The sequence below is a fragment of the Salinactinospora qingdaonensis genome, assembly GCF_039539445.1.
Classification (GTDB): Bacteria; Actinomycetota; Actinomycetes; order Streptosporangiales; family Streptosporangiaceae; genus Salinactinospora; species Salinactinospora qingdaonensis.
In genome coordinates, this window is the sequence record NZ_BAABDD010000006.1 from 164,869 (window position 1) to 185,744 (window position 20,876).

The window sequence follows — 20,876 nt, forward strand, 5'->3', positions numbered from 1 at the left end:
ACATAGCGTTTATCCTTTCGCGGCGTACTGCTCGTCTTGGGAGTCACGGCGGAATTTGGCCGCCGTCGTGGGAAGCTCCGGGAATTCCCCCAGGTCGCTGGCGAGATATCGGATTCCCTCTTGGAGGGGAATGCTGGGTTTGAAACCGAGGGAGAACAGTTTCGACGTGTCGGCCACGAGCCGGAAACTGTCTTCCAGTTGAGATTCGTCAGGTTCGAGTACGGCTTTCCTTCCGGTAGCGGCGCCGATGGTGTCGGCGAGCTCACGCATGGACACCTCCTGGCCGCTTCCCAGGTTGTAGATCTCACCGCTCTGGCCGACTTCGGCGAGTTTGATCAACGCGGCGCAGAGGTCGAAGACGTGGATGAAGTCGCGCGTCTTGCGGTCGATGTCGCCGACCACTGGGATCTTGCGTTCGTTGAGGTGCCAGCGCAGGAACTGCGACACCTCGCCGCCGGCGGTGCGGGGGTCCTCGCCCGGCCCGTAGATCACGAACGAGCGGCCGATCACCACGGGAAGGTCGGCGGTAGCTTCCAAGCTGAGCAGCGAAAACTCTCCCGAGAGCTTGGAGGCTCCATACGGCAGGAAGGGAGAGGTGGGGTGTTCCTCGGTCATCGGGACGTACTGCGGAGTGCCGTAGACGATGGCTGAGGAGAGGTACACCAGCCGCCGCACCCCCAACTGAAGGCAGGCGTTGCCGACGTTGCAGGTCGCGACCGCGTTGGTCTGGAAGTCGAGCCGTGGGTACTCCACCGACAGGGTCCCACTGGCGTTGCCGGCGATGTGGAAGACGGTGTCGACTCCCTGTAGTGCGAGGAGCACATCGCCGTAGTCACGCAGATCTGCCCGTACGTACTCGACGCCGGCGATGCGCGACTCCGCCTCCGGAGAGGGAGTCAGGTCGACGACCACCACGTTTTTTCCCAGCCGTGACAGCTCTTTGACGAGATTTCTGCCAACGAACCCAGATCCGCCTGTCACGGCGACTTTCTGGCCGCGCGAAGCAGCCAACGATCCATTGCTTGGATTGTCCATATTTATCCCCAGAGATCTTCACCTAAGTGAAACGAGAAAAAGATAACCCGCTACCGATGAATAAATGAATTGGCCCACGAAGGGACGCGGCACATCGAGAGGGAGCCGCACTTATTGACACAGATTGACACTGATGGCCTGTTTTCTATGCCTCTGCATAATTAAGTTTCGGCAAGTCCGAAAACGGATGACACCAGAGAGAGTCGACAGTTGAGACGAACTTGCCCTCTTTTGCGAAACCGAGGCCGATTCACCCGGGCCAGATCTTCTCGGCTTCGCCAAGGCGCGCACAAATAAATATAACGCCAGCACAAGGCCAGGTCAACGGCTCAATCCAAGAATTAGATACCCACCTTCCCGACGAACCATCGGGAATATATGCCAACAGCAAACCAATCCAGAATGCAAATAAAATCTTAAATCCAATGCATTAGAACCACGATTGACCCAATACCCTGTTGGTCACGATCCCTAGATATGGTCTATCCAATATCAGCGATAATGCAGGCAAAAAATCAGATCACTGGGGCGCAGCGCCCCCTAGCGCCGCACCGCCGCGCAACGCGGTGCCAGCGCCCTACAGCACGAAGCCGCCCGCGAAAGCGGGATATGGCGGGCAGGAATGTCCACAGCACGTAGTCTGCGGCGGCGAGCGCGGGCGCGATCATGAGCAGATGTCGGCCCACAAGCCGGAGGGCAGCTCCAGCACGAGCGATGTAACCGACCAGACCACCACAAGCGAGGAGATCGCTCCGGGAGACATCCCGGTGTCAGCGAACAGCAGCGCGTGGATCGGGGAGAGCGGGGCGCGGTCCTCGCAACAGGTGGAAACGTAGAGCTTACGTGCCAGGCGGGAGCGGGGGTGAACGTCGACATCGACGAGCCATGCCCCAGGGCTTGGCGCCACCGGCCGGTGCCACCAAGCCCGCAGAGCATGGCGGTCGATCCCGGGTCGCCGCCGCCAACACGGGAACACCCTAGGATGGCCGCGCCCGCACGGCCACGAAGACGACGACGCGAAGGGAGCGGCGTGCCGGAGAGGGACTGGATCACTTTCCTCACCGACTATGGGACCGCGGACGGTTTCGTGGGGATCTGCCATGGGGTGATGGCGCGCATCGCCCCTCAGGCCAGGGTGCTCGACCTGACTCACCTGGTGCCGCCGGGCGACATCGGGCATGGGGCTGAAGCACTCAGGCAGGCCATCGCCTACCTCCCGGAGGCGGTACACCTGGCCGTGGTCGATCCGGGGGTGGGAACTTCGCGCCGGCCCGTGGTGCTCTCCGCCGGTGGACACCTGCTGGTGGGTCCCGACAACGGGCTGCTGGTGCGCGCAGCCGACGAGGTGGGCGGCGTGGACAGCGCCCACGAACTCAGCGAGCCGCGTTATGCCCTGGGCGCGGTATCGCACACCTTCCACGGGCGCGACATCTTCGCTCCGGCAGCCGCGCATCTGGCCACGGGACTCGCGCCAGGGGAGCTGGGCCCGGAGGTGCCAGTGGCCGACCTGGTGCGGCTCCCCGAGCCGATCGCGCGGCGCGAGGGCGAGGAGATCCACGGCGAGATCGTGTTCGCCGACCGCTTCGGCAACCTCCAGTCCTCGCTGCCCGCCGACCTCGTGGCCCAAAGCGGGCTGTCGGTGGGGACGCGGCTGGAAGTGACGGCCAAGGGGAGTACTGTGACGTTGCCGTTCGTGACGACGTTCGCCGACGTCGCCGAGGGGGAACCACTGGCCCATGTCGATTCCGCCGACCGGCTGGCGCTGGCGGTGAACCGGGGCAGCGCCGCCACAGCACTCGATCTGGGCGAAGGGGACCGATTCACGCTGCGTGCCCGTTAGCTGGCCGGGCCGCCGCCATGTCGGTTACCACCGCGCAGGCGCTTATGAGCGCGCGATGGTAACCGCGGCGGCGGCCCGCGTTACTGTGCCCCGCTCTCGTACTGGGCGATGAGGGCACGGGTGGCGGCCTCATCGGGGAACCACGTGGCCAGGTCTTGGGGATCGTTGAACCCGTTGGCGAAGCGGTCGGCCAACCCCTGATGCCGAGACGCGGCCACCGACAGATCGGCGATGTAGGGCGGGTTGAAGTGCAACCGCGCCGCGATCTCGCCGGTGAAGTGCTGGGCGTAGTCCATGAACCGGCTGAACGCCCGGTGCATGAACGCCTCGTCGAAGGGGGCCTCGCCCTGTTCCAGGATCGCGTTGAGGTAGATTTCGGCGGCCTTGCTCGCGTTGTTGGCGTCCTGCTGGACCGCCGGCGAGGTCACCACCACCGTGTCCCCCATACCCAGCAGCAGTCCACCCGAAGGGGTGCGTGCCACCGGGTCGCGCACGAGCGGGTTGGTGTGATCCATCGTCACAGCGTCGGGCCCGGCCAGCTTGGCGTCCCGGTAGATCTCATAGCGGCTGGGCACGTACTCGCGCAACAGCGCCAGCATCCGGTCGAGGTGATCCTGGGGAGAGCAGCGCTGGGGCCATTGACCCAGGGCACTGTCGGAGGCGCCGGTGATGAACAGGACCCGGCACGGCCCGTGGATCGAGTAGGTGGGGCAGGAGATGACTTGGCCCAGGCCGGGCATGAGGTCGACGCCGACGCCGTTTTGGTCGGGGTAGTCGGCGGAGTCCTCGATGTAGGCGATGGCTGTGGCGACCGGCGGCATCCGCGCCAGCTTCCACGAGGGGTCGACCGGGAACATGTCGGCTAGCCCGCTCTGGCCCGCCGCCACCACCGTCAAGTCGTACATGCGCACCAGATAGTCCAGGTCGGAAGCGGTAGCGCCGTGGATGACCACCTTGCCGCCACGCGACTCGAACAGATCCAGCCACGCCGACATCTTCACCCGCTCATCGACCGACTGCGCGGGAGCGTCGAGCCTGCCACGCCATTCAAGTCTGGGGATGTCGCCGTCGGCGTCGGCGCCGATCCGCATGTAGGAGATCGGGGGAGCCTCGTCTTCCCAGAAGTTGAGCTTGTACTCGCGCTCAGCTTTCCGGGCAGCGTCGTAAAGGATCTGGATCGACACCGCCCTACCGTCGTAGAGCTCCTCAGGCGTGTGCACCGTCATCACGGTCACGTCATAGCCGTGCTCCAACAAACACAGCGCCAACTGCAACCCCGACTGACCACCACCGACAATCAGTATCTTGCGCATCGCTTATCGCTCCCCCAACCGCTGACAACGCGGAGCCGCACCGAAAAAAGGCCGACCTTCTATTTGTTGAACTGATCGTTATGATTTTCATTTTTGCTCTCTCGTGGAAAGATCACCGAGCAGCTATGCCTGTGAGCGAGGAGACGCCCGCACCGAACACCGCTCCAGGAGGGAGCGCGGCGGGCAGCTCTCGGGGAGGGCCGGCGCGGCGGTGACCCCGCGGCGATGTCGGAGGGCGGCAGCGGTCGAAGTACGCGCTAGAGCCGCCGGTGATCTTCGAGGCCGCGGCGCTAGCCGGTCTCCGCTCGAAGGCGCTGGTGCCGGGGGCGCCCCTCCTAGCCGGCTCCGCTTTCGTACTGGGCGATGAGGGCACGGGTGGCGGCCTCATCGGTGAACCACGTGGCCAGGTCTTGGGGATCGTTGAACCCGTTGGCGAAGCGGTCGGCCAACCCCTGATGCCGAGACGCGGCGAAGACCAGATCCTCGATATAGGGCTCGCTGGAGAACAGCCGTGCGGTGACCTCACCAGCGAAGTGCTGGGCGTAGTCCATGAACCGGCTGAACGCGCGGTGCATGAACGCCTCGTCGAAGGGGGCCTCGCCCTGTTCCAGGATCGCGTTGAGGTAGATCTCGGCGGCCTTGCTCGCGTTGTTGGCGTCCTGCTGCAACGACGGCGAGGTCACCACCACCGTGTCCCCCATACCCAGCAGCAGTCCACCCGAAGGGGTGCGTGCCACGGGGTGGCGCACCAGGGGGGTGGTGTAGTCCATGGCTACCGCGTCGTTGCCGACCAGTCGCGCGTTGCGGTAGGTCTCATAGCGGTGCGGCACGTACTCGCGCAACAGCGCCAGCATCCGGTCGAGGTGATCCTGGGGAGAGCAGCGCCGCGGCCAGTCGCGTAGCGGTCCGTCGGCGAGCGTGCTCAGGAACAGCACGCGGCAACGCCCGTGGACCGAGTAGGTGGGGCACGACACGAACGCTCCGGAAACACCGGGGATCGTGTCGCCGCCGACGCCGTTTTGGTCGGGGTAGTCGGCGGAGTCCTCGATGTAGGCGATGGCCGTGGCCAACTCCGGCATCCGCGCCGTCTCCCACGAGGGGTCGACCGGGAACATGTCGGCTAGCCCGCTCTGGCCCGCCGCCACCACCGTCAAGTCGTACATCCCGGCCAGATAGTCCAGGTCGGAAGCGGTAGCGCCGTGGATGACCACCTTGCCGCCACGCGACTCGAACAGATCCAGCCACGCCGACATCTTCACCCGCTCATCGACCGACTGCGCGGGGGCTCCCAACCGCCCTGTCCAGCCGAACGACGACTGCGAGTCCGCTACGAACTGGCTCAGCCGGAACTCGTTGATCCGGGGAGCCTCGTCTTCCCAGAAGTTGAGCTTGTACTCGCGCTCAGCTTTCCGGGCAGCGTCGTAAAGGATCTGGATCGACACCGCCCTACCGTCGTAGAGCTCCTCAGGCGTGTGCACCGTCATCACGGTCACGTCATAGCCGTGCTCCAACAAACACAGCGCCAACTGCAACCCCGACTGACCACCACCGACAATCAGTATCTTGCGCATCGCTTCCCGCTCCCCCCAGGTTGCCGGCGACACATCCCCATGCCAGAAAAAGGTGAATCTTTATACTAAAGAGAACTAATGATCATAATTTTCACTTTTTCTGTCAACCCTCAGGGATGCATCAACGTGGAAGTATTACTCATAGCGATCAATCGGCGTCATTTTGTGACTGCTTACGTTATTGCGGCAGTGTGAATCTAGGAGGCAAAGCGATCACCTCGCCAGGAAGTCGACACAGCTCCTCGGAGTCGCCCGGGAGGGCGAGACCCACCAGGGACGGCACCGCCGGATGGTCAACCTCAACGGTCACATTTCGGTTTCTTTTGATTAACCACAACAGATCACACAAACCCCGGGAAAGCGGGAAACCATGCTCTACTGCTTTTCAGAAGAAGCAACCAGCAAGAAACCAGTGGTTAACTTTAAAGAAATCTTCCTCTATTCGCAACCGACGCATAAGCCACAACAAACGACAAAACCCAGGCTGCGCCAGCAAACACCACAGATACCCACACCCGATCCCACCTCACGGGCGCAGGGCTCCAGGTGTGCGGAACCCAGCCGGGTCGGCCGCGCACCGCACACTCCCAGGTACGCCCGTTATAGCCTCAACCGCCGGCTACTGAGGGAAGCACCCGCACCTCAGCGCCATCGGTAACCGGAGTCTCCAAACCGGCACGAGAGCGACATTCGTCATCGCCGACGAAGACGTTGACGTAGCGGCGCAGCTCTCCCCGCTCGTCACGCAGCCGCCGATCCAGGCGCGGATAGCGGCGAGCTAGCTCGTCGAGGACGCGGCGCAGGGGAACCTGGCCGTCCTCTCCCAACGCGAGCGCGACCTGCGCCGCGCCGTCGGAGTCATTGCGCAGCACCTGCGGGAGAACGACATTCACTCCCATGTCCTACACCTCGATCGCGCGGACGCACAGCACATCGGGGAGGTGGGAGGCCACCTGCCGCCACTCTTCGCTGTCGTCGGTGGTTGCGTAGACGTCACCGGCGCGGGTCCCGAAGTAGAACCCGGGGACGTCGGCGCCATCGGTGCAGGCCCCGTCACGAAGCACGATGCTGTAGTAGGGCTCTCCCGGCAGCCCCTTGCTCACCGAGCGCCACGTGCCACCGGAGTCGTCAGTGCGGTACACGCGCAGGCGGTAGTCGGGCGGCAGGTGGCGAGCCTGGCTGATCACCGGAAAGCTCAGTGCCGTCGCCGGCGCGTGCGGGTGGGCGACCATAGCGAAGCCGAAGTCGCTGGGCAAGCCCGCGGCGATCGATGCCCACCCCGAGGCGGCGGGGTCGTCGCTGCGGTAGACACCGTGGTGGTTCTGGGCGTAGAAGCTGCCGTCGGCGGCGACGGCCACCTTGTGGACGCACTGGCCGTACTCAGGGTATTCGTCGGGCAGGAACACGGCGCTGATCCCCCGGTTTGCCGGTGCCCAGGTGGCACCGGCATCGCGAGTCTGGTAAACGCCGCCGGTGGACATGGCCACGGTCATGGCGTGTGGGTCCGTGCCCTCGGCGCTGACCCTGCCGGGCAGCACGGTGTGGATGGCCGCACCCCCGGCGCCGGGGAACCAGTCGCCGCGGTGCGGATGGTCCCACAGCGCCCGGACCAGTTCGAAGCTCTGCCCACCGTCGGTGGAACGGAACAGGGCCGTGGGCTCGATACCGGCGTAAACGGTGCCGGGCTCGGGGCCGAAGGCGAACTGCCAGACGCGGGTGAAGGCGGCGTCGACGTCGTCGGGAAACGCGATCGGGGCATGGTCGGGTTCGTGCCACGTGGTTCCCAGATCGTCGCTGAACCACACGCTGGGACCGAAGTGGGAGCTTTCCGCCCCCACGAGCATCCGTCGGGTGTGCGGGTCGACGCCTACGGCGTAGACGCCGGCCATGTCGACGTACTCCTGAGCGTCAAGACGGTGTGGGCCGCTCACTTCCCAGTGCTCGCGGTCGTCGCTGGTTGCGGTGAACAGTCCCTTGCGGGTGCCGATCACCAGGAGAAAAGCCATGACTGCCCCCTTGTAATGAACTGTTATCCCGCTCACTGTGTCACGGTGATGCGACATTTCGGCGCTCTTAGGAGCGAGGAGAAACGCGCGTCGCGGTTCCAGGAGGGGAGGGGCCAGCACTGCGAGACTGGAGGCATGTCTGGTTCCAGCGACGACGGGGGCGTGAGGCTGCGTATCGGCCGTGAGGAGCTTATCCTCCGTCAACGCTATGAAGTGCTCAGCATCGGCAACGACATCTTCATCGCGGTGTGGTTCATCGCCGGTAGCATCCTGTTCTTCTTCCCGGAGCTGACCGAGTGGGGCACCCTGTTCTTCCTGCTGGGCAGTATCGAACTGCTGATCCGCCCCGTCATTCGCCTGTCACGGCGGCTGCACCTGCGCCGCGTCCGCGGCCTCCACTCCGCCAGCAGCGGCGACACCGGCCAGGAGTTTTGAGTGGGCGCTTCTGTGGGGTGGCTGTGGGCGGCCACGCCGCTTGTGGAGGGCGCCATCTCCCCCTATTATGACTGACCAGTCAGTCATAATAGGGGGTGTTCGATGACACCGAAACGAATCGACCGCCAGGCGCGACGCGAGGAGATCCTCGACGCCGCCGTGCGGGTGTTCGCACGCAAGGGCTTCACCGCGAGTCGCATCGACGACGTGGCCAACGAGGCCGGGATCGGCAAAGGCAGCGTCTATCTCTACTTCGACAGCCGAGACGCCCTGCTCAACGCCGCCTTCGAGGCGTTCGCAGCACGGTCGCAGCACGTGCTCGACCAAGCGCGTAGGGGCGGCGATCCCCCGCTGGAGCGGATCTCGGCCCTAGTCCACGCCGTCCTGCGCGCCTTGTCGGAAGAGCCAGACCTCGCCCGTATCCTGCTCGATCTGTGGTCGGCGGGGCGCGAGGGCGACCTCCCGCTGGACATGGCCGGTCTCTACGCGCAGTACCGCACGGTACTCACCGAACTGCTCGCCCAAGCCGGGGCCGAGGGCAGCGCCCGACCTGGACTGGGAGAGCGCCACGCCACCGTGATCGTAGGCGCGATCGAAGGATGTCTGCTCCAGTGGCTGCTGGACCCACGGCTGCCGGTCGAGGAGATGGCCGACCCGATCCTCGACGTGTGCCTTAACGGGCTGCGCTGCCGCGATGAGTCCCAGGCGGGGAGGTGAGTGCGTTGCCCGCACGATCGGCGTCTCGCTGGTTCGACGACCGGGTGATCGGTCCGGGCGCGAGCCGCGGCGAGCGGTTCGTATGTTACGCCGGCGCCCTCGCCGGAACCGCGCTCGCCCTCGTCCTGGCGACGCTGGCGGAAATGCCGGCATTGGCCCTGCTCGTAATCGCTGTGGTGGCCTTCGACCTCTACGGAGGCGCGGTCGCCAACGCCACCGCCACCGCCACCGGGAAACGCTGGTGGCACCGCCCCGGACGCACGACCGGGCACCACTTCGTGTTCGTCGTCTGCCATATCCAGCCGTTCCTGCTGGCTCTGGTGGCCCCGGGGGTGACCTGGCTGTGGGCAGCGGTGGCCTATGGGCTGACGGTGGCCGGGACCGCGGTGGTGCTGGCGACTCCCCTCCACCTGCGGCGCCCGACCGCCTTTGCGGTGACCACACTCGCCCTGACCGTGGCCGCGGCTACTGTCGAACCGCCCCCGGCGCTGTCGTGGTTCGTCCCCGTGCTGCTGATCAAACTGCTACTCGCGCACCTGCTCTTCGAAAGGGAATGACCATGGGATTCTCGCGACCGCCGCACACCGGAGTGAAGCGCGCCCTGTTTCGGATGCCGATCTGGATCTACCGGCTGGGACTGGGCGGGCTACTCGATGGCAGGTTCGTGCTGCTGACCCACATCGGCCGCACGAGCGGGCAGCCTCGGCAGGCCGTCCTGGAGATCGTCGGCCGGCACGAGGAGTCCGGCGGGTACCTGGTCGCCTCGGGGTATGGCAGCCGTTCGCAGTGGTTCCGCAACATCCTCCGGGAGCCGCGCGTGCGCTTCCAGGTGGGGTGGCGCCACTATACGGGCACGGCCCGGCCCCTCCCCGCGGCGGAGTCCGGGCGGCGGCTCGCCGACTACGCCCGGCGGTATCCCCGGACCGCCGCCTCGCTCATGCGGATAGTCGGTCAGGACGCCGGTACCACGCCCGCTGATTACGCCCGCGTGGGCGCCGACCGCGACCACGGTGTGCCCATCGTGGCGCTATGCCCCGATCAAAGAGAGCGGTAACAGCAAAACGAAATGTCAGTACATTCTTTTTCATTGTACAATAAAAACAAAAATAAATACAACACAACCTCAAGAAAAAAACTAAATATAAATCACCCATCTATCCCAGAAATCCGCGCACCAGCCACTCGCGTCATTACCATACTTCGATGGTTTGACCAGTGGATTCGCGATGCTTGAGATAAGCTATAAATGGCGATATCCAAGCGGAGGTTCCAGGGATGCCGGCCGTCGTGGGAATCCACGGTATCGGGTGCGAAAACTATACTCCCGAGGGCCTTACCCGCACATGGAACCGGGCGATCGATAAAGGTCTACTAGAAATCGGCCATTCGACTCAGCTAGATTTCAGTTGTGTCGGTTACGGACACCTGTTCCTCACCGAACGCAAAGGACTACCCGCCCCCACCACAGTGGAAGATCTTGACGAGTTCGAGGTAGAGCTGCTGCTGGACCTGGCCCAGCCGCTGGCCGCAGCTCCCATGTCGCACAGCCGCTCCTCTCCCAAAGGAGTGGTGCGGCGCGGCTACGCCCCCAGGAATGTGCAGTGGATGCTGGAACAGCTCGCCCGTCACCCCTCGCTGGGCGAGACCGGGTTCACGTTCGTCCTGCGACTGCTACACCAGGTGCGGCTGTACCTGGCCGATCTCCCGCTACGCGAGAGCGTGCACGCAGAGGTCGAAGCCGTGGTGGGGGCCGACACCCGCGTCGTGGTGGGCCACTCGCTGGGAAGCGTCGTCGCCTACGACGCGCTGCGACGCCATCCCGAATGGCAGGTCGACACCCTCGTCACCCTGGGATCTCCGTTGGGGGTGCCGGGGTTGATGCGGCGGATGTGGCCCCCGCTGGACGGGGAGCGCTGGCCGGGCTCGGTGACGCGGTGGGTGAACGTGGCCGCCCGGGAGGACGCCGTAGCCTTGGTCAAGGAGCTGGCCACACTCTACGACCCGCCGCGAACCCACCCGCACGTGCCCCGGCTGCGTGACGACATCGTGCGCAACTCCCGGGTGCGTGCCCACCGGGCCGAGAGTTACCTGCAAGCGCGGCCCACCGCCCGAGCGATCCGTGACGGTCTCGGCGGTCGAGGGTAACCGTGTGAGAAGGGCACCGGCCGCACCGAGGCCGGCAGCACAAGTCCGCACTGGAAAACGGGGCACGACTACGACGCTGCTCGATCACAAGGGAGCGGGGCCGAGAACCCCTATTACAGCGCCCCTCCTGGGAAGCGGCCCCACGGTAACCGTGATACGCCGAAGACCGCCTCACAGCGTTGTCCCATGATCCGTTCAGCAGGCGTTCACCTTTCGAGTGGTTGACTCCCAGGTTTACCCGGAAAATATGACATATGGGGCGTTTTATAACGAGTCAATTCCCGTGGCGCGCTGTGGCCGTAATCGCGGCAGGTATCGCGCTGACCGGCTGCGGCACACCCGCCGAGCCGATGGACCAGGAATCTTACAACCTGGTTGAAGAGTACGTGGCAGAGCAGACGAGCGCGGTCGAGGAGGCGCTGGTCGATGCCGAGGCTATAGACGAAGTGGAGCGCATCAACGAAACCTACCTGACAGCCGAGGAGTGGCCCGAACGCGAAGAGATCAGCTCCTGGACGGTGAACCTCCGCACCGATGACGGCAACCTGCGCGAGATCGACGGCGGTGAGCTCTCCGAGGCGGTATACGGGCTGGCTGAAGCCTCGCGCGAGCTGGTCGACACCCTCTCGGGCGAGGGGAGCGAGATGACGGACGTGATGACGGCCCACGAGTCGGCCGAGTCCGCCGTTGCACAGGCCCGCGAGGTTCTCTACGGGGCCTAAGCCACCGCGGCGCCTTGCTCCTCCTCTTCATAGTGGTGCCCAGCTAGCGGGACGGCGCCGGCGCGCCAGATGCGCGACGGCGCCGGGAGAGCCGCTCGGCCCGTCCCCACCAGAACAGCCACAGCCGGGGGCGGGGATCGATAGCTTCACAACGATCTGCCGCCCCCATAGCCGCACGGTCAGGCGCGCTCGTCTTCAAGAATGCGGCGCAGCGCAGCGCCGGGACTGGGTGCCAGCGGGAGACGGGGCAGGACCGTGGCCTGGTAGGCGTGGTAGATATCGGGCTTTCCCGGCCACACGGTCTGGCTGGGTCGGTTGGCGGAGTCGAGTTCGTGGTGCCAACTGCCCTCGACGCGGTCGATGTGGTAGTGGGCTGCGTAGTCCCACCACGCCCGGTACCAGTGCTCGAACCTGGACTCTCCGGTGCGTTTGCACAGCGCCGCCGCGGCCAGGATCGCTTCTGCGATCACCCAGTGCATGCGCTCACGCACCACCGGTTGATCCTGCCAATCGAGGGTGTAGACGAACCCGTCGGCGCCATCGACTCCCCAGCCGCGTTCGACCGCCGCATCGAAGAGGGCCACGGCGTCGGTGAGCAGCCACTCCGGTACGGTGCCCAGCGCGCCTTCCGGTCCTGCCGCCAGCGTGGCGTCAAGGTGCAGCAGCAACCGCGACCACTCCAGCCAATGGCCGACCGTGGTGCCGTAAGGGCGGAACTGGTGGTGCTTGTCATCGATGTTGTAGTCGAGGTCGGGTTCCCAATCGGGGGTAAAGTGCTCGACAAGGCGCCAGTCGTGGCCGGCAGCCACCTGGTGGACGATGCGTTCGGCGATCCGCAGGGCCCGCCGGTGCCACACCGGGTCGCCGGTGGCGTCCCCAGCGGCGAGGAATGCCTCGATCATGTGCATGTTGCTGTTGGCCCCGCGGTAGGGCTCGCTCTGGCTCCAGGAACGGTCCCAGCTCTCCCGGCACATCCCGGCCGTGTCATCCCAGAACCGGTCCTCGACCACGCCTAGGGCGTCGGCGAGCAGGTCGACGGCTCCGGGGCGCTCGGCGGCGGTGGCGCTGCTGGCCGCGATGAGCACGAAAGCGTGCTCATAGGCCGCCTTGGTCGTGTCGATCGGCTCGGGCGAGGACTCCTGCACCGTCATGCCGGGGAACCATCCGCCATGGACACTGTCGCGCAGCGGTCCCCGCAGGGCCGCCAGGCCGCAGTCGGCAAGGGTTCCCGCGCCCGGTTCGCCCCGCAGGTGGGCCATGGCGTAGACGTGTGTCATTCTCGCGGTGATCCATGTCATCACCGGGCGCCCCGGATCGGGCCGCCCGCTGGAGTTCAGCCAGGCGAAGCCCCCGCCGTTTAGGGCGGACGCGGCGGCGAACCCGGTCAACCGCGCCTCTTCCGCGGCCAGCCAGGCGTGGTGATCAGGTAGATCCAGCCACGATCCCGACATGTATTCCCTCCGTATCACCGGCCAAGCGCGGTCTGTTCCGCGCCGCAATCGAAGATACGCACCGGACGATCACGGGCAAAAGTCGCACCCCTGGCCTGTCCTCCAGCAGCGCCGCGTGTCCCACCTGGGTCGGCAACGGGCGGCAGGGGCGTTTGCGGGCCGGGGGCGACGCACCGTGCTCGCGCCCGGCCCGCCCCGCATCGGGGGCCGGTTATCCCGAAAAATCGATGCGTAACCGATGCGACTTGCTCTCCCCTGGTGACCGGGGCGACCGTGAGAGTACGCGCTCCAAGGGGGGAATCCAGGATGAAACTCGACGAGAGGCGCCCGGCCGAACACCGGCTGAGCGTCGTCTACCGCGTGGGGGCTGGGGTGACCGGGCTCCTACTCATCGCCTTCGGGGTGCTGGGTCTGCTGATCCGGCTACCGCTCTTCGACACCGAGGGACAGGTGATCGCCGGCCTGTCCACCAACGGCGCCCTAAGCCTGATCTCTGTAACGGTGGGCTCGTTGCTGGTGGGTGGGGCGATCATCGGCGGCACGTTCGCCTCAACGCTCAACATAACCGTCGGCATCGCGTTCGTGGCCAGCGGCCTCGTCAACCTGGCTGTCATGGAGACCGACTACAACCTGCTCGCGTTCCGCATTCCCAACGTCATCTTCAGCTTCGCAGTGGGACTCATGGTGATGACCTTCGGGATGTATGGCCGGGTCAGCGGCGGCCTGCCGCACGACAACCCCTTCTGGCGGCAGCGGCACGGGCTACCGCGGCCCCCCGACGGCGAGGCCGAGCCGCAGCCGCGGCGCGTATCCACCATCGGCCTTTCCGAGTAGTCGCGATGCGTGTTCTCGTCATCGGTGCCACTGGCTACCTCGGCATACGGCTGGTGCCAGAACTGCTGCGGGAAGGACACCAGGTTCGGTGCCTCACGCGCTCACCCGAAAAACTGAGCGGCCAGCCATGGCGCGGCGAGGTCGAGGTGGTCCACGCCGACCTTGACGACCACGCCTCACTGCTGACCGCGCTCGACGACATGGAGGTGGTTTACCACCTCGTGCCCGCCCCAGGTGAGGGCCGCGCCCACGCTCGCCTGGACCGAGATCGCGCGCACCGGCTGTGCGAGGCGGCGCAGGATCGGCGCGTCGCCCGCATCGTCCACGTAGACGACCTCGCCTCCCGGCGGTTCGGCCGGTCGAAGCTCGCGCGCCACCCCCGCGATGCCGGTGCCACGTTCCTGGCCTCACCAGTGCCCAGTACCGTGCTGCGGGCCGACGTGATCCTGGGCTGCGGCTCGGTGTCCTTCGAGATGCTGCGCTATCTCGCCGAGCGCCAACCGGCGCTGGTGGCCCCCCGGTGGATGACCGGCCACGTGCAGCCGATCGCCGTCGGCGACGTGCTGGAAACGCTGCTGCGAGCGGCGCACCTACCGCCCGAGGACAACCGCGCCTCCGACATCGGCGGCCCGGCGCGGTTGAGCTATGCGGAGATGGCCGTGCGGTTCGCGCGGCTGGCGGGCCTGGCCGAGCGGGTGGTACTGCCCGTCCCGCTGTGGCTGCTCACCCTGTCCGCTCTGTGGGTAGCCCTCGTCACTCCCCTGCCTGTTGCGCTCGCTCGGTCGCTGCTGCGGTCACTGCGCCACCGCGCACGCCATGGCGCCGAGAAGGCCGAGCCGAGCCCCGACGCGCTCGCAGACGGGCAGCGCCTGGGCTTCGACGACGCAGTACGGCTGGCACTGGGCCATGGCAGGGACAACCTGGGTGGCGGCGAGGCGCCGGCGGGGTGGCCACGCTCCCCGGCGGCCCGACTGCCCACCGACCCGGCCTGGACCGGCGGCGCGCTCTACGTGGACGAGCGGGCACGCCGGGTTGACACGCCACCGGAGACACTGTGGCGCATCATCGAGGGCATCGGCGGAGAGCGCGGCTGGTACACCTGGCCGCTGGCGTGGTCGGCGCGTGGGTGGACATCGCGTCGGGTCGAGGAGCGCGGCAGGCGGCACGGCCGGCGCGACCCGGTTCACCTCAGCGCGGGTGACCCGCTGGAGCAGTGGCGGGTGGAGACGGTCGAGCCGGGACGGTTGCTGCGGCTGCGGGGGGAGATGCGGCTGCCCGGGCTGGCGTGGCTGGAGCTGCACGTGGAACGCGACGGCGACGGCCACACCAGCTACCGACAGCGCGCCCTGTTCCACCCACGCGGTCTGGGCGGGCAGCTCTACTGGTGGGCGGCGCGCCCACTGCACGGGGCCGTCTTCGGCTCTGCCGCGCGCACCATCGCCTGGACCGCCGAATCGATCTCCGTGGGACAGCCGAGCCGTCCCGTGGCCACCGAGTACCAGCCCTGAGACCGCCTTTTCTGATCCCCGCGCGGGGGACAGCGGCCCCGCCCGCACATCCCTCCGCGGTGTCGACTACGAGCGGCTGCGACAGGCCAAGGCATGCTGGGAGCCCAACAACGTTTTCTGCCGTCAAAAGTCCATCGAACTGCCCGCCCCTCGCTGAGTGCCGGGGCGGCACGGGGCCGCGTCCGGCCTTCCGTTCCCGCCCCTGCCATAGAGGTCAGCGCACGGCGACGAGAACGTAGTTGTCGCCGTGTTGCCACACCGGCGCCACCTCGGTGAAGCCGGCGGCGTGCAGCAGTTCGGTGTGGCGGGTGAGGGTGAACCCGTTGCCCCACCCTCCGGTGGCGCCACGGCGGCGCCGCTCGGCCAGCAGCTCGGCGAACTCGGGGACCTGTTCGGCCGCGTCCCACCAGGTGCGCCAGTCCTCGTGGTCGAGCACGCCGGAGCGCTCCAGTTGCGTGGCGTGCACTGCCTTGGCGATCCGGGCCAACTCGGGGCGTTCCTGTTCGAGGTGGTCGCCGTTGACGAGGACCCCGCCGGGGCGCAGGGCCGCGGCGAGGTCGCGGTAGGTGCGGGCGAGCTGTTCTTCGGGGACCCAGTGCAGCGCCGTCGTGGACACAGCCGCGTCGATCTCTCCCGGCAGGGCGAGCCGATCGAGCCAGCCCGGCTCGCCGAGGCGGGTGTCGACCAGGCGGAGTCGGTCGGGGGCCGTGGCTCGGGCGAGGGCGAGCAGGAAGGGGTCGGTGTCGACGCCGACCACCTGTGCCTTGGGGATACGCTCCAGCAGCCGTGCGGCCAGCGAGCCGGGGCCGCACCCCAGATCCACGACGACCGGGTCGGGCAGCCCTTGGGCGACGTATTCGACGACGTCGGCGATGACGGTGAACCGCTCTTCACGGTCGGCGAGATAGTGCTCCTGCTGCTTCTCCCAGCGGCGCAGCCATGCCTCGGCCAGTTCCCGGTCCAGCGCCCCATGCGCAGTAGCGCCCATCGTGTTCCCCCGTGTCATAGGTCAGCGCGGATGGCTACAGGGCGACCTTACTGCAAGTCATTCGCAACAGTGATCGGGGCATACAGCGACACACCACGGAGTGGCTACATCAGGCAGGAGAGTAACGGCAGGTCAACGGCGCGATACGGCGGCCGGTGCCGACCTCGGCCGAGGCGCTAGGCGAGACGGCGCCCCGAGCCGGCGGAAAGGGGTGAGCAAGGGTGAGGGGCCTTGCTCACGGGGTCAGCAGGGGCGGCGGCGGTCGTCGACAGAACGGGCGCGCTCGGCGAGCGCGGCCAGCCCGTCGGCGACGGTGGCCAGCGCCTCGGGGCGCAGCCGGTAGTAGGTGAAGCGCCCCTGCGGTTCGGTGTCGACGAAGCCCGCCTGGCGCAGGATCTTGAGGTGGTGGCTGATGGTGGGCTGGCGCGCCCCCGTCTCCTCGATCAGATGGCACGTGCACATCTGCTCGGTGGCCAGCAACCGCACGATCCGTGCCCGCAGCGGATCACCGAACAGCTTGACGACAGCATCCTCAGTAGCGTCCTCGTGCGCATCCTGGCCTGAGATCAGCATGCTTTGATGCCACCACGGCCCGTGGCCGGAGTCAAACCTCACTGGTCAGCGTGAGGAAACGCGGTCGCGCCGCACACCCCCTGCGGCGCGGCTGCTCAGCGCCTTCGCGTGCCTGCCGTATGTTACCGGTTTGGCATCTTCGTCTTGACAATTCACGCATTCTTCGCGAATGCTCGCCAGTCACACGGCCAAGATCGTGTGCACGGTCGTGCCGTGACCTCCGTCCCCTTTCGAAGGGCAAATGATGAACGAGTTCCTCTTCGTCCTGGTGGGCGGTGCCATCAGTCTGGTGAGCAGCGCCACCGTCACCTGGTTCCAGGGCCGGCAGCTTCACCGCCGGGAGAACCGCGCCACGGCCCGCGAATCGGTGCGCCAACTCACCGGCCTCTTGATCGCCGAGCGCGACACCCCCAGCACCACGGACAGCACCATGGGATCGTCTCCCCTCGCTGAAGCCGAGATGCTGTCGATGACCATCACCGAGCGTCGGACGCGCGAACGCCTCCGGCAGCTCATCCGGCTCCTGGGCGAGTGCCGACTGCCGGAGCTGGAGCAGCTCAGCGGCGTGAAGTCCGCGCAGGCGCGACAGGTCGTGTGCGAGCACGCCCTGGAGGTGCTGGGGGCGAACTTCCGCAACGACCGCCGGCTGCCGGCCATCCCCAAGACGGTACAGAAGCTCCTCGACACTGAGGAGGAGGCCCTCAGCGTGCGGGCCGGATCGGCGCCGCAGCCCGGCAGGGTCGCCACCGAGTGGCTCGGCATCGAAGACTCCGATGACGCCGACACCTCCTTCTCCGCTGCGGAGAGCGAGGGGACGCAGCCGGCGTCCCGGAAGGTGCGCCGCTCCCCGCGCACTACCCAACGCACCAAGAGCAAGACCGAAGGCAAGGACAACGGCGACGCGGCCACCGACTCCTCCCCGGAGAGCGCCGCGACCTGACCCTCCCCCACAACCGCCCCCGGTGCGGAAAGCGGGCCGGCAGGTCCCGGACGATCGTGTACAGGTCAGGCCCAGGCCCCGCGTACGCGGGGCCTGGGGGCGGCGTAGGGTGCGGCTGCGGAGAGCCCGCGGTGACCCCTGCCGGCTACAGCCCCTTGTCCAGGCCCGCGCGGCGCAGCGCGTCGGCGAGCGCGCCCTGTGGCTGCTCGTCGCGGCCCCCGTGGCGCTGCCCGCCCCGCTTGCTGTTGGTGCGCTTGCCGCCCTTGGGGCCGCCTTTGCCGCCCTCGGCACTCTGGTCGCGGCCACGGCCGTCTTGGGAGGTGGCCGCGGCCTGCTCGGTGTCGTCGTCTAGACGCAGCGTGAGCGAGATGCGCTTGCGCGGGATGTCGACGTCGAGGACCTTGACGCGGACGATGTCGCCGGGCTTGGCGACGTCGCGCGGGTCCTTGACGAAGCTCTTCGACATCGCCGAGACGTGGACAAGACCGTCCTGGTGCACCCCGACGTCGACGAAGGCCCCGAAGGCCGCGACGTTGGTGACCACTCCCTCCAGCACCATGCCGCGCCGCAGGTCGGCGAGTTCGTTCACGCCGTCCTTGAACGCGGCGGTCTTGAACGCCGGACGCGGATCGCGGCCGGGCTTCTCCAGCTCCTTGAGGATGTCGGTGATGGTGGGTAGCCCGAAGTTGTCGTCGACGAAGTCCTCCGGCTTGAGCTGGCGCAGCCGCGTCTCGTTGCCGATCAGGCCGGTGATGCTGGTGTCGGTGGCGTTGAGGATGCGTCGCACGACGGGGTAGGCCTCGGGGTGCACGCTGGAGGCGTCAAGGGGGTCGTCGCCGCCGGGGATGCGCAGGAAGCCGGCGCACTGCTCGAACGCCTTGGGGCCTAGCCGCGCGACATCCTTCAGGGCGGTGCGGGAGCGGAAGGGGCCGTTGCTGTCGCGGTGGAGCACGATGTTGGTGGCCAGCCCCGAGCTGATGCCGGACACGCGGGTCAACAGCGGAGCTGAGGCGGTGTTGACGTCGACTCCCACGCCGTTGACGCAGTCTTCCACGACCGCGTCGAGGGAGCGCGACAGCTTCACCTCGGAGAGGTCGTGCTGGTACTGGCCGACGCCGATCGACTTTGGGTCGATCTTGACCAGTTCGGCCAGCGGGTCCTGGAGCCGGCGCGCGATCGACACGGCGCCGCGTAGCGACACGTCCAGCTCCGGCAGTTCCTGGGAGGCATACGACGACGCCGAGTACACCGAGGCGCCGGCCTCCGACACCGTGATCTTGGTGAGCTTGAGGTCGGGGTGACGTTTGATGAGGTCACCGGCGAGTTTGTCAGTCTCGCGCGAGGCGGTGCCGTTGCCGATGGCGACGAGTTCGACCCCATGGGCGCGGGCAAGCTGTTCGAGGGTGGCGATGGCTTCGTCCCACCGCGCCTGCGGCTTGTGCGGGTAAATGGTCTCGGTGGCCACCACCTTGCCAGTGGGGTCGACCACGGCGACCTTGACGCCGGTGCGGTAGCCGGGGTCGAGCCCCATAGTGGCGCGGGTGCCGGCGGGCGCGGCCAGCAGCAGGTCGCGCAGGTTGGCGGCGAAGACGCCCACGGCCTCGTCCTCGGCAGCCTGCCATAGGCGCATCCGCAGGTCGATGTCGAGGTGGACGAAGATGCGGGTACGCCACGCCCAGCGCACGGTCTCCAGTAGCCAGGAGTCGGCGGGGCGTCCCCGATCGGCGATGTCGAAGTGGCGCGCGATGCGCTGCTCGTAGTCGCTGGGGCCGGTGGCCTGCTCGGCGGCCTCGGGCTCGGGGTCCAAGGTGAGGTCGAGGATCTCCTCCTTCTCGCCGCGGAACAGCGCGAGCACCCGGTGGGAGGGGAGTTGGGTCAGCGCCTCGCTGAAGTCGAAGTAGTCGGAGAACTTGGCGCCGGCCTCCTCCTTGTCGTCGCGCACTCGCGAGACGAGTCGGCCCTGCTCCCACATCCGTTCGCGCAGGCCGCCGATGAGGTCGGCGTCCTCAGCGAAGCGCTCCACCAGGATGGCGCGGGCGCCGGTGAGCGCGGCGGCGGCGTCGGCCACCCCGTTGTCGGGGTCGACGAAGGTTTCGGCTTCGTGGTGCGGGTCGCGGGAGGGGTCGGCGAGCAGCCCGTCGGCGAGCGGTTCCAAGCCCGCTTCGCGTGCGATCTGGGCCTTGGTGCGGCGCTTGGGCTTGTAGGGGAGGTAGATGTCCTCCAGGCGCGCCTTGGAGTCGGCCGCCATGATCTGGGCGTGCAGCTCGTCGTCGAGTTTGCCTTGGGAGCGGATCGACTCGATGATCGTGGCGCGCCGCTCCTCCAACTCGCGCAGGTAACGCAGCCGGTCCTCAAGGGTGCGCAGTTGGGTGTCGTCGAGGGCTCCGGTGGCTTCCTTGCGGTAGCGGGCGACGAACGGCACGGTGGCCCCGTCGTCGAGCAGTCCGACGGCGGCCTCCACCTGCCGCTCCCGCACACCGAGTTCCTCGGCGATCCGCTGATGAATGGACGTCGTCACGATCCTGATCCGCCTTCTCAAATCCAAGGGCATTGGGCAGGTGCCACGCACCATTGTGCTGTCGACCGGCGCCGAGTTCCGAATCGGCGGTTCGGGGGTGGGGACCATCCGCGCGCAGGTGATCCCGGCTGTGGTGGCCGCGGGGTCGTCCTCGACGCCGCCGGAGGGGTCGCTCGCTCCCGTTGGCCGGTGGGGGCGCCGCTGGGGAGGCGGGAGCCGTTGACCGAGGATGGGGCGACGAGGCTACCGTGCCGGTGACATCGTTCTCCAGTGCGTGTTC

Annotated in this window: 22 protein-coding genes; 12 read left to right on the plus strand and 10 right to left on the minus strand. The window is 67.1% G+C overall.

Annotated features, from left to right (window positions below; translation table 11 throughout):
• Positions 1-9: 9 nt before the first annotated feature.
• Both ABD848_RS08695 and ABD848_RS08700 read right to left on the minus strand, forming a co-directional pair.
• On the minus strand, positions 10-981 hold the full coding sequence (locus tag ABD848_RS08695) for an NAD-dependent epimerase/dehydratase family protein (protein WP_344969405.1): 972 nt from the start codon (positions 979-981) through the stop codon (positions 10-12).
• Between the two features lie 718 nt (positions 982-1,699).
• Positions 1,700-1,942: a hypothetical protein gene (locus ABD848_RS08700; protein WP_344969407.1), complete on the minus strand. Its 243-nt coding sequence runs from the start codon at positions 1,940-1,942 to the stop codon at positions 1,700-1,702.
• Between the two features lie 123 nt (positions 1,943-2,065).
• On the opposite strand from ABD848_RS08700, the gene ABD848_RS08705 reads away from it, so the two are divergent.
• A complete protein-coding gene (locus ABD848_RS08705) occupies positions 2,066-2,875 on the plus strand; it encodes an SAM hydrolase/SAM-dependent halogenase family protein (RefSeq protein ID WP_344969411.1) in 810 nt (269 codons plus the stop codon).
• A gap of 80 nt (positions 2,876-2,955) precedes the next feature.
• On the opposite strand, the gene ABD848_RS08710 is transcribed toward ABD848_RS08705, so the two are convergent.
• From ABD848_RS08710 to ABD848_RS08725, 4 genes are all read right to left on the minus strand, one after another.
• Entirely contained in the window at positions 2,956-4,188 is a 1,233-nt protein-coding gene (locus ABD848_RS08710) for a styrene monooxygenase/indole monooxygenase family protein (protein WP_344969415.1), read from the minus strand.
• 335 nt (positions 4,189-4,523) lie between these two features.
• On the minus strand, positions 4,524-5,759 hold the full coding sequence (locus tag ABD848_RS08715) for a styrene monooxygenase/indole monooxygenase family protein (RefSeq protein WP_344969417.1): 1,236 nt from the start codon (positions 5,757-5,759) through the stop codon (positions 4,524-4,526).
• Between the two features lie 608 nt (positions 5,760-6,367).
• Positions 6,368-6,658, minus strand: coding sequence for a MoaD/ThiS family protein (locus ABD848_RS08720; RefSeq protein WP_344969419.1), 291 nt, complete (start codon positions 6,656-6,658; stop codon positions 6,368-6,370).
• Positions 6,659-6,661: 3 nt separating this feature from the next.
• Positions 6,662-7,765 (minus strand): WD40/YVTN/BNR-like repeat-containing protein, encoded by a 1,104-nt coding sequence (locus tag ABD848_RS08725; protein ID WP_344969421.1) that lies wholly within the window; start codon positions 7,763-7,765, stop codon positions 6,662-6,664.
• A gap of 135 nt (positions 7,766-7,900) precedes the next feature.
• Between ABD848_RS08725 and ABD848_RS08730 the strand changes: the two genes are divergently transcribed.
• From ABD848_RS08730 to ABD848_RS08755, 6 genes are all read left to right on the plus strand, one after another.
• Positions 7,901-8,200: a YrhK family protein gene (locus ABD848_RS08730; protein WP_344969425.1), complete on the plus strand. Its 300-nt coding sequence runs from the start codon at positions 7,901-7,903 to the stop codon at positions 8,198-8,200.
• Positions 8,201-8,302: 102 nt separating this feature from the next.
• Positions 8,303-8,917 (plus strand): TetR/AcrR family transcriptional regulator, encoded by a 615-nt coding sequence (locus ABD848_RS08735; RefSeq protein WP_344969427.1) that lies wholly within the window; start codon positions 8,303-8,305, stop codon positions 8,915-8,917.
• 5 nt (positions 8,918-8,922) lie between these two features.
• Positions 8,923-9,474 carry a hypothetical protein gene (locus tag ABD848_RS08740; protein WP_344969431.1) on the plus strand — a complete coding sequence of 184 codons (552 nt, stop codon included), beginning with the start codon at positions 8,923-8,925 and terminating at the stop codon, positions 9,472-9,474.
• Between the two features lie 2 nt (positions 9,475-9,476).
• The gene (locus ABD848_RS08745) at positions 9,477-9,971 is read left to right on the plus strand and encodes a nitroreductase family deazaflavin-dependent oxidoreductase (protein WP_344969434.1); all 495 of its coding nucleotides are present in this window, start codon (positions 9,477-9,479) and stop codon (positions 9,969-9,971) included.
• A 221-nt stretch (positions 9,972-10,192) separates the two neighbouring features.
• The gene (locus tag ABD848_RS08750; protein ID WP_344969436.1) at positions 10,193-11,062 is read left to right on the plus strand and encodes an alpha/beta hydrolase; all 870 of its coding nucleotides are present in this window, start codon (positions 10,193-10,195) and stop codon (positions 11,060-11,062) included.
• A 293-nt stretch (positions 11,063-11,355) separates the two neighbouring features.
• Entirely contained in the window at positions 11,356-11,784 is a 429-nt protein-coding gene (locus tag ABD848_RS08755; protein ID WP_344969439.1) for a hypothetical protein, read from the plus strand.
• 179 nt (positions 11,785-11,963) lie between these two features.
• Here ABD848_RS08755 and ABD848_RS08760 read toward each other — a convergent pair whose 3' ends face one another.
• On the minus strand, positions 11,964-13,235 hold the full coding sequence (locus ABD848_RS08760; protein ID WP_344969443.1) for an AGE family epimerase/isomerase: 1,272 nt from the start codon (positions 13,233-13,235) through the stop codon (positions 11,964-11,966).
• A gap of 306 nt (positions 13,236-13,541) precedes the next feature.
• Between ABD848_RS08760 and ABD848_RS08765 the strand changes: the two genes are divergently transcribed.
• From ABD848_RS08765 to ABD848_RS24995, 3 genes are read left to right on the plus strand one after another with little or no spacing between them, the layout of a single operon-like run.
• On the plus strand, positions 13,542-14,069 hold the full coding sequence (locus tag ABD848_RS08765) for a DUF4383 domain-containing protein (protein ID WP_344969445.1): 528 nt from the start codon (positions 13,542-13,544) through the stop codon (positions 14,067-14,069).
• Positions 14,070-14,074: 5 nt separating this feature from the next.
• Complete coding sequence (locus ABD848_RS08770) at positions 14,075-15,577, plus strand: SDR family oxidoreductase (RefSeq protein WP_344969447.1); 1,503 nt, start codon at positions 14,075-14,077, stop codon at positions 15,575-15,577.
• Complete coding sequence (locus ABD848_RS24995) at positions 15,492-15,734, plus strand: BBE domain-containing protein (RefSeq protein ID WP_425567480.1); 243 nt, start codon at positions 15,492-15,494, stop codon at positions 15,732-15,734. Before ABD848_RS08770 ends, ABD848_RS24995 begins: the two co-directional genes overlap by 86 nt.
• A gap of 57 nt (positions 15,735-15,791) precedes the next feature.
• Here ABD848_RS24995 and ABD848_RS08775 read toward each other — a convergent pair whose 3' ends face one another.
• Positions 15,792-16,565 (minus strand): methyltransferase domain-containing protein, encoded by a 774-nt coding sequence (locus ABD848_RS08775; protein WP_344969449.1) that lies wholly within the window; start codon positions 16,563-16,565, stop codon positions 15,792-15,794.
• Between the two features lie 243 nt (positions 16,566-16,808).
• On the minus strand, positions 16,809-17,138 hold the full coding sequence (locus ABD848_RS08780) for an ArsR/SmtB family transcription factor (RefSeq protein ID WP_344969451.1): 330 nt from the start codon (positions 17,136-17,138) through the stop codon (positions 16,809-16,811).
• Positions 17,139-17,382: 244 nt separating this feature from the next.
• Between ABD848_RS08780 and ABD848_RS08785 the strand changes: the two genes are divergently transcribed.
• Positions 17,383-18,078 carry a hypothetical protein gene (locus tag ABD848_RS08785; RefSeq protein WP_344969453.1) on the plus strand — a complete coding sequence of 232 codons (696 nt, stop codon included), beginning with the start codon at positions 17,383-17,385 and terminating at the stop codon, positions 18,076-18,078.
• Positions 18,079-18,223: 145 nt separating this feature from the next.
• Here the strand turns inward: ABD848_RS08785 and ABD848_RS08790 are convergent, their stop codons facing one another.
• Positions 18,224-20,596: a Tex family protein gene (locus ABD848_RS08790; protein ID WP_344969455.1), complete on the minus strand. Its 2,373-nt coding sequence runs from the start codon at positions 20,594-20,596 to the stop codon at positions 18,224-18,226.
• Between ABD848_RS08790 and ABD848_RS08795 the strand changes: the two genes are divergently transcribed.
• Positions 20,583-20,819, plus strand: coding sequence for a hypothetical protein (locus ABD848_RS08795; protein ID WP_344969458.1), 237 nt, complete (start codon positions 20,583-20,585; stop codon positions 20,817-20,819). The genes ABD848_RS08790 and ABD848_RS08795 overlap by 14 nt on opposite strands.
• The last annotated feature ends 57 nt before the right edge of the window (positions 20,820-20,876 follow it).

Coding starts and splice junctions, on each gene's coding strand:
- ABD848_RS08770 (WP_344969447.1), top strand. CDS start 14,075: ATGCGTGTTCTCGTCATCGGTGCCACTGGCTACCTCGGCATACGGCTG.
- ABD848_RS08765 (WP_344969445.1), top strand. CDS start 13,542: ATGAAACTCGACGAGAGGCGCCCGGCCGAACACCGGCTGAGCGTCGTC.
- ABD848_RS08760 (WP_344969443.1), bottom strand. CDS start 13,235: ATGTCGGGATCGTGGCTGGATCTACCTGATCACCACGCCTGGCTGGCC.
- ABD848_RS08730 (WP_344969425.1), top strand. CDS start 7,901: ATGTCTGGTTCCAGCGACGACGGGGGCGTGAGGCTGCGTATCGGCCGT.
- ABD848_RS08745 (WP_344969434.1), top strand. CDS start 9,477: ATGGGATTCTCGCGACCGCCGCACACCGGAGTGAAGCGCGCCCTGTTT.
- ABD848_RS08725 (WP_344969421.1), bottom strand. CDS start 7,765: ATGGCTTTTCTCCTGGTGATCGGCACCCGCAAGGGACTGTTCACCGCA.
- ABD848_RS08750 (WP_344969436.1), top strand. CDS start 10,193: ATGCCGGCCGTCGTGGGAATCCACGGTATCGGGTGCGAAAACTATACT.
- ABD848_RS08795 (WP_344969458.1), top strand. CDS start 20,583: ATGGACGTCGTCACGATCCTGATCCGCCTTCTCAAATCCAAGGGCATT.
- ABD848_RS08775 (WP_344969449.1), bottom strand. CDS start 16,565: ATGGGCGCTACTGCGCATGGGGCGCTGGACCGGGAACTGGCCGAGGCA.
- ABD848_RS08785 (WP_344969453.1), top strand. CDS start 17,383: ATGAACGAGTTCCTCTTCGTCCTGGTGGGCGGTGCCATCAGTCTGGTG.
- ABD848_RS08735 (WP_344969427.1), top strand. CDS start 8,303: ATGACACCGAAACGAATCGACCGCCAGGCGCGACGCGAGGAGATCCTC.
- ABD848_RS08715 (WP_344969417.1), bottom strand. CDS start 5,759: ATGCGCAAGATACTGATTGTCGGTGGTGGTCAGTCGGGGTTGCAGTTG.
- ABD848_RS08780 (WP_344969451.1), bottom strand. CDS start 17,138: ATGCTGATCTCAGGCCAGGATGCGCACGAGGACGCTACTGAGGATGCT.
- ABD848_RS08710 (WP_344969415.1), bottom strand. CDS start 4,188: ATGCGCAAGATACTGATTGTCGGTGGTGGTCAGTCGGGGTTGCAGTTG.
- ABD848_RS08720 (WP_344969419.1), bottom strand. CDS start 6,658: ATGGGAGTGAATGTCGTTCTCCCGCAGGTGCTGCGCAATGACTCCGAC.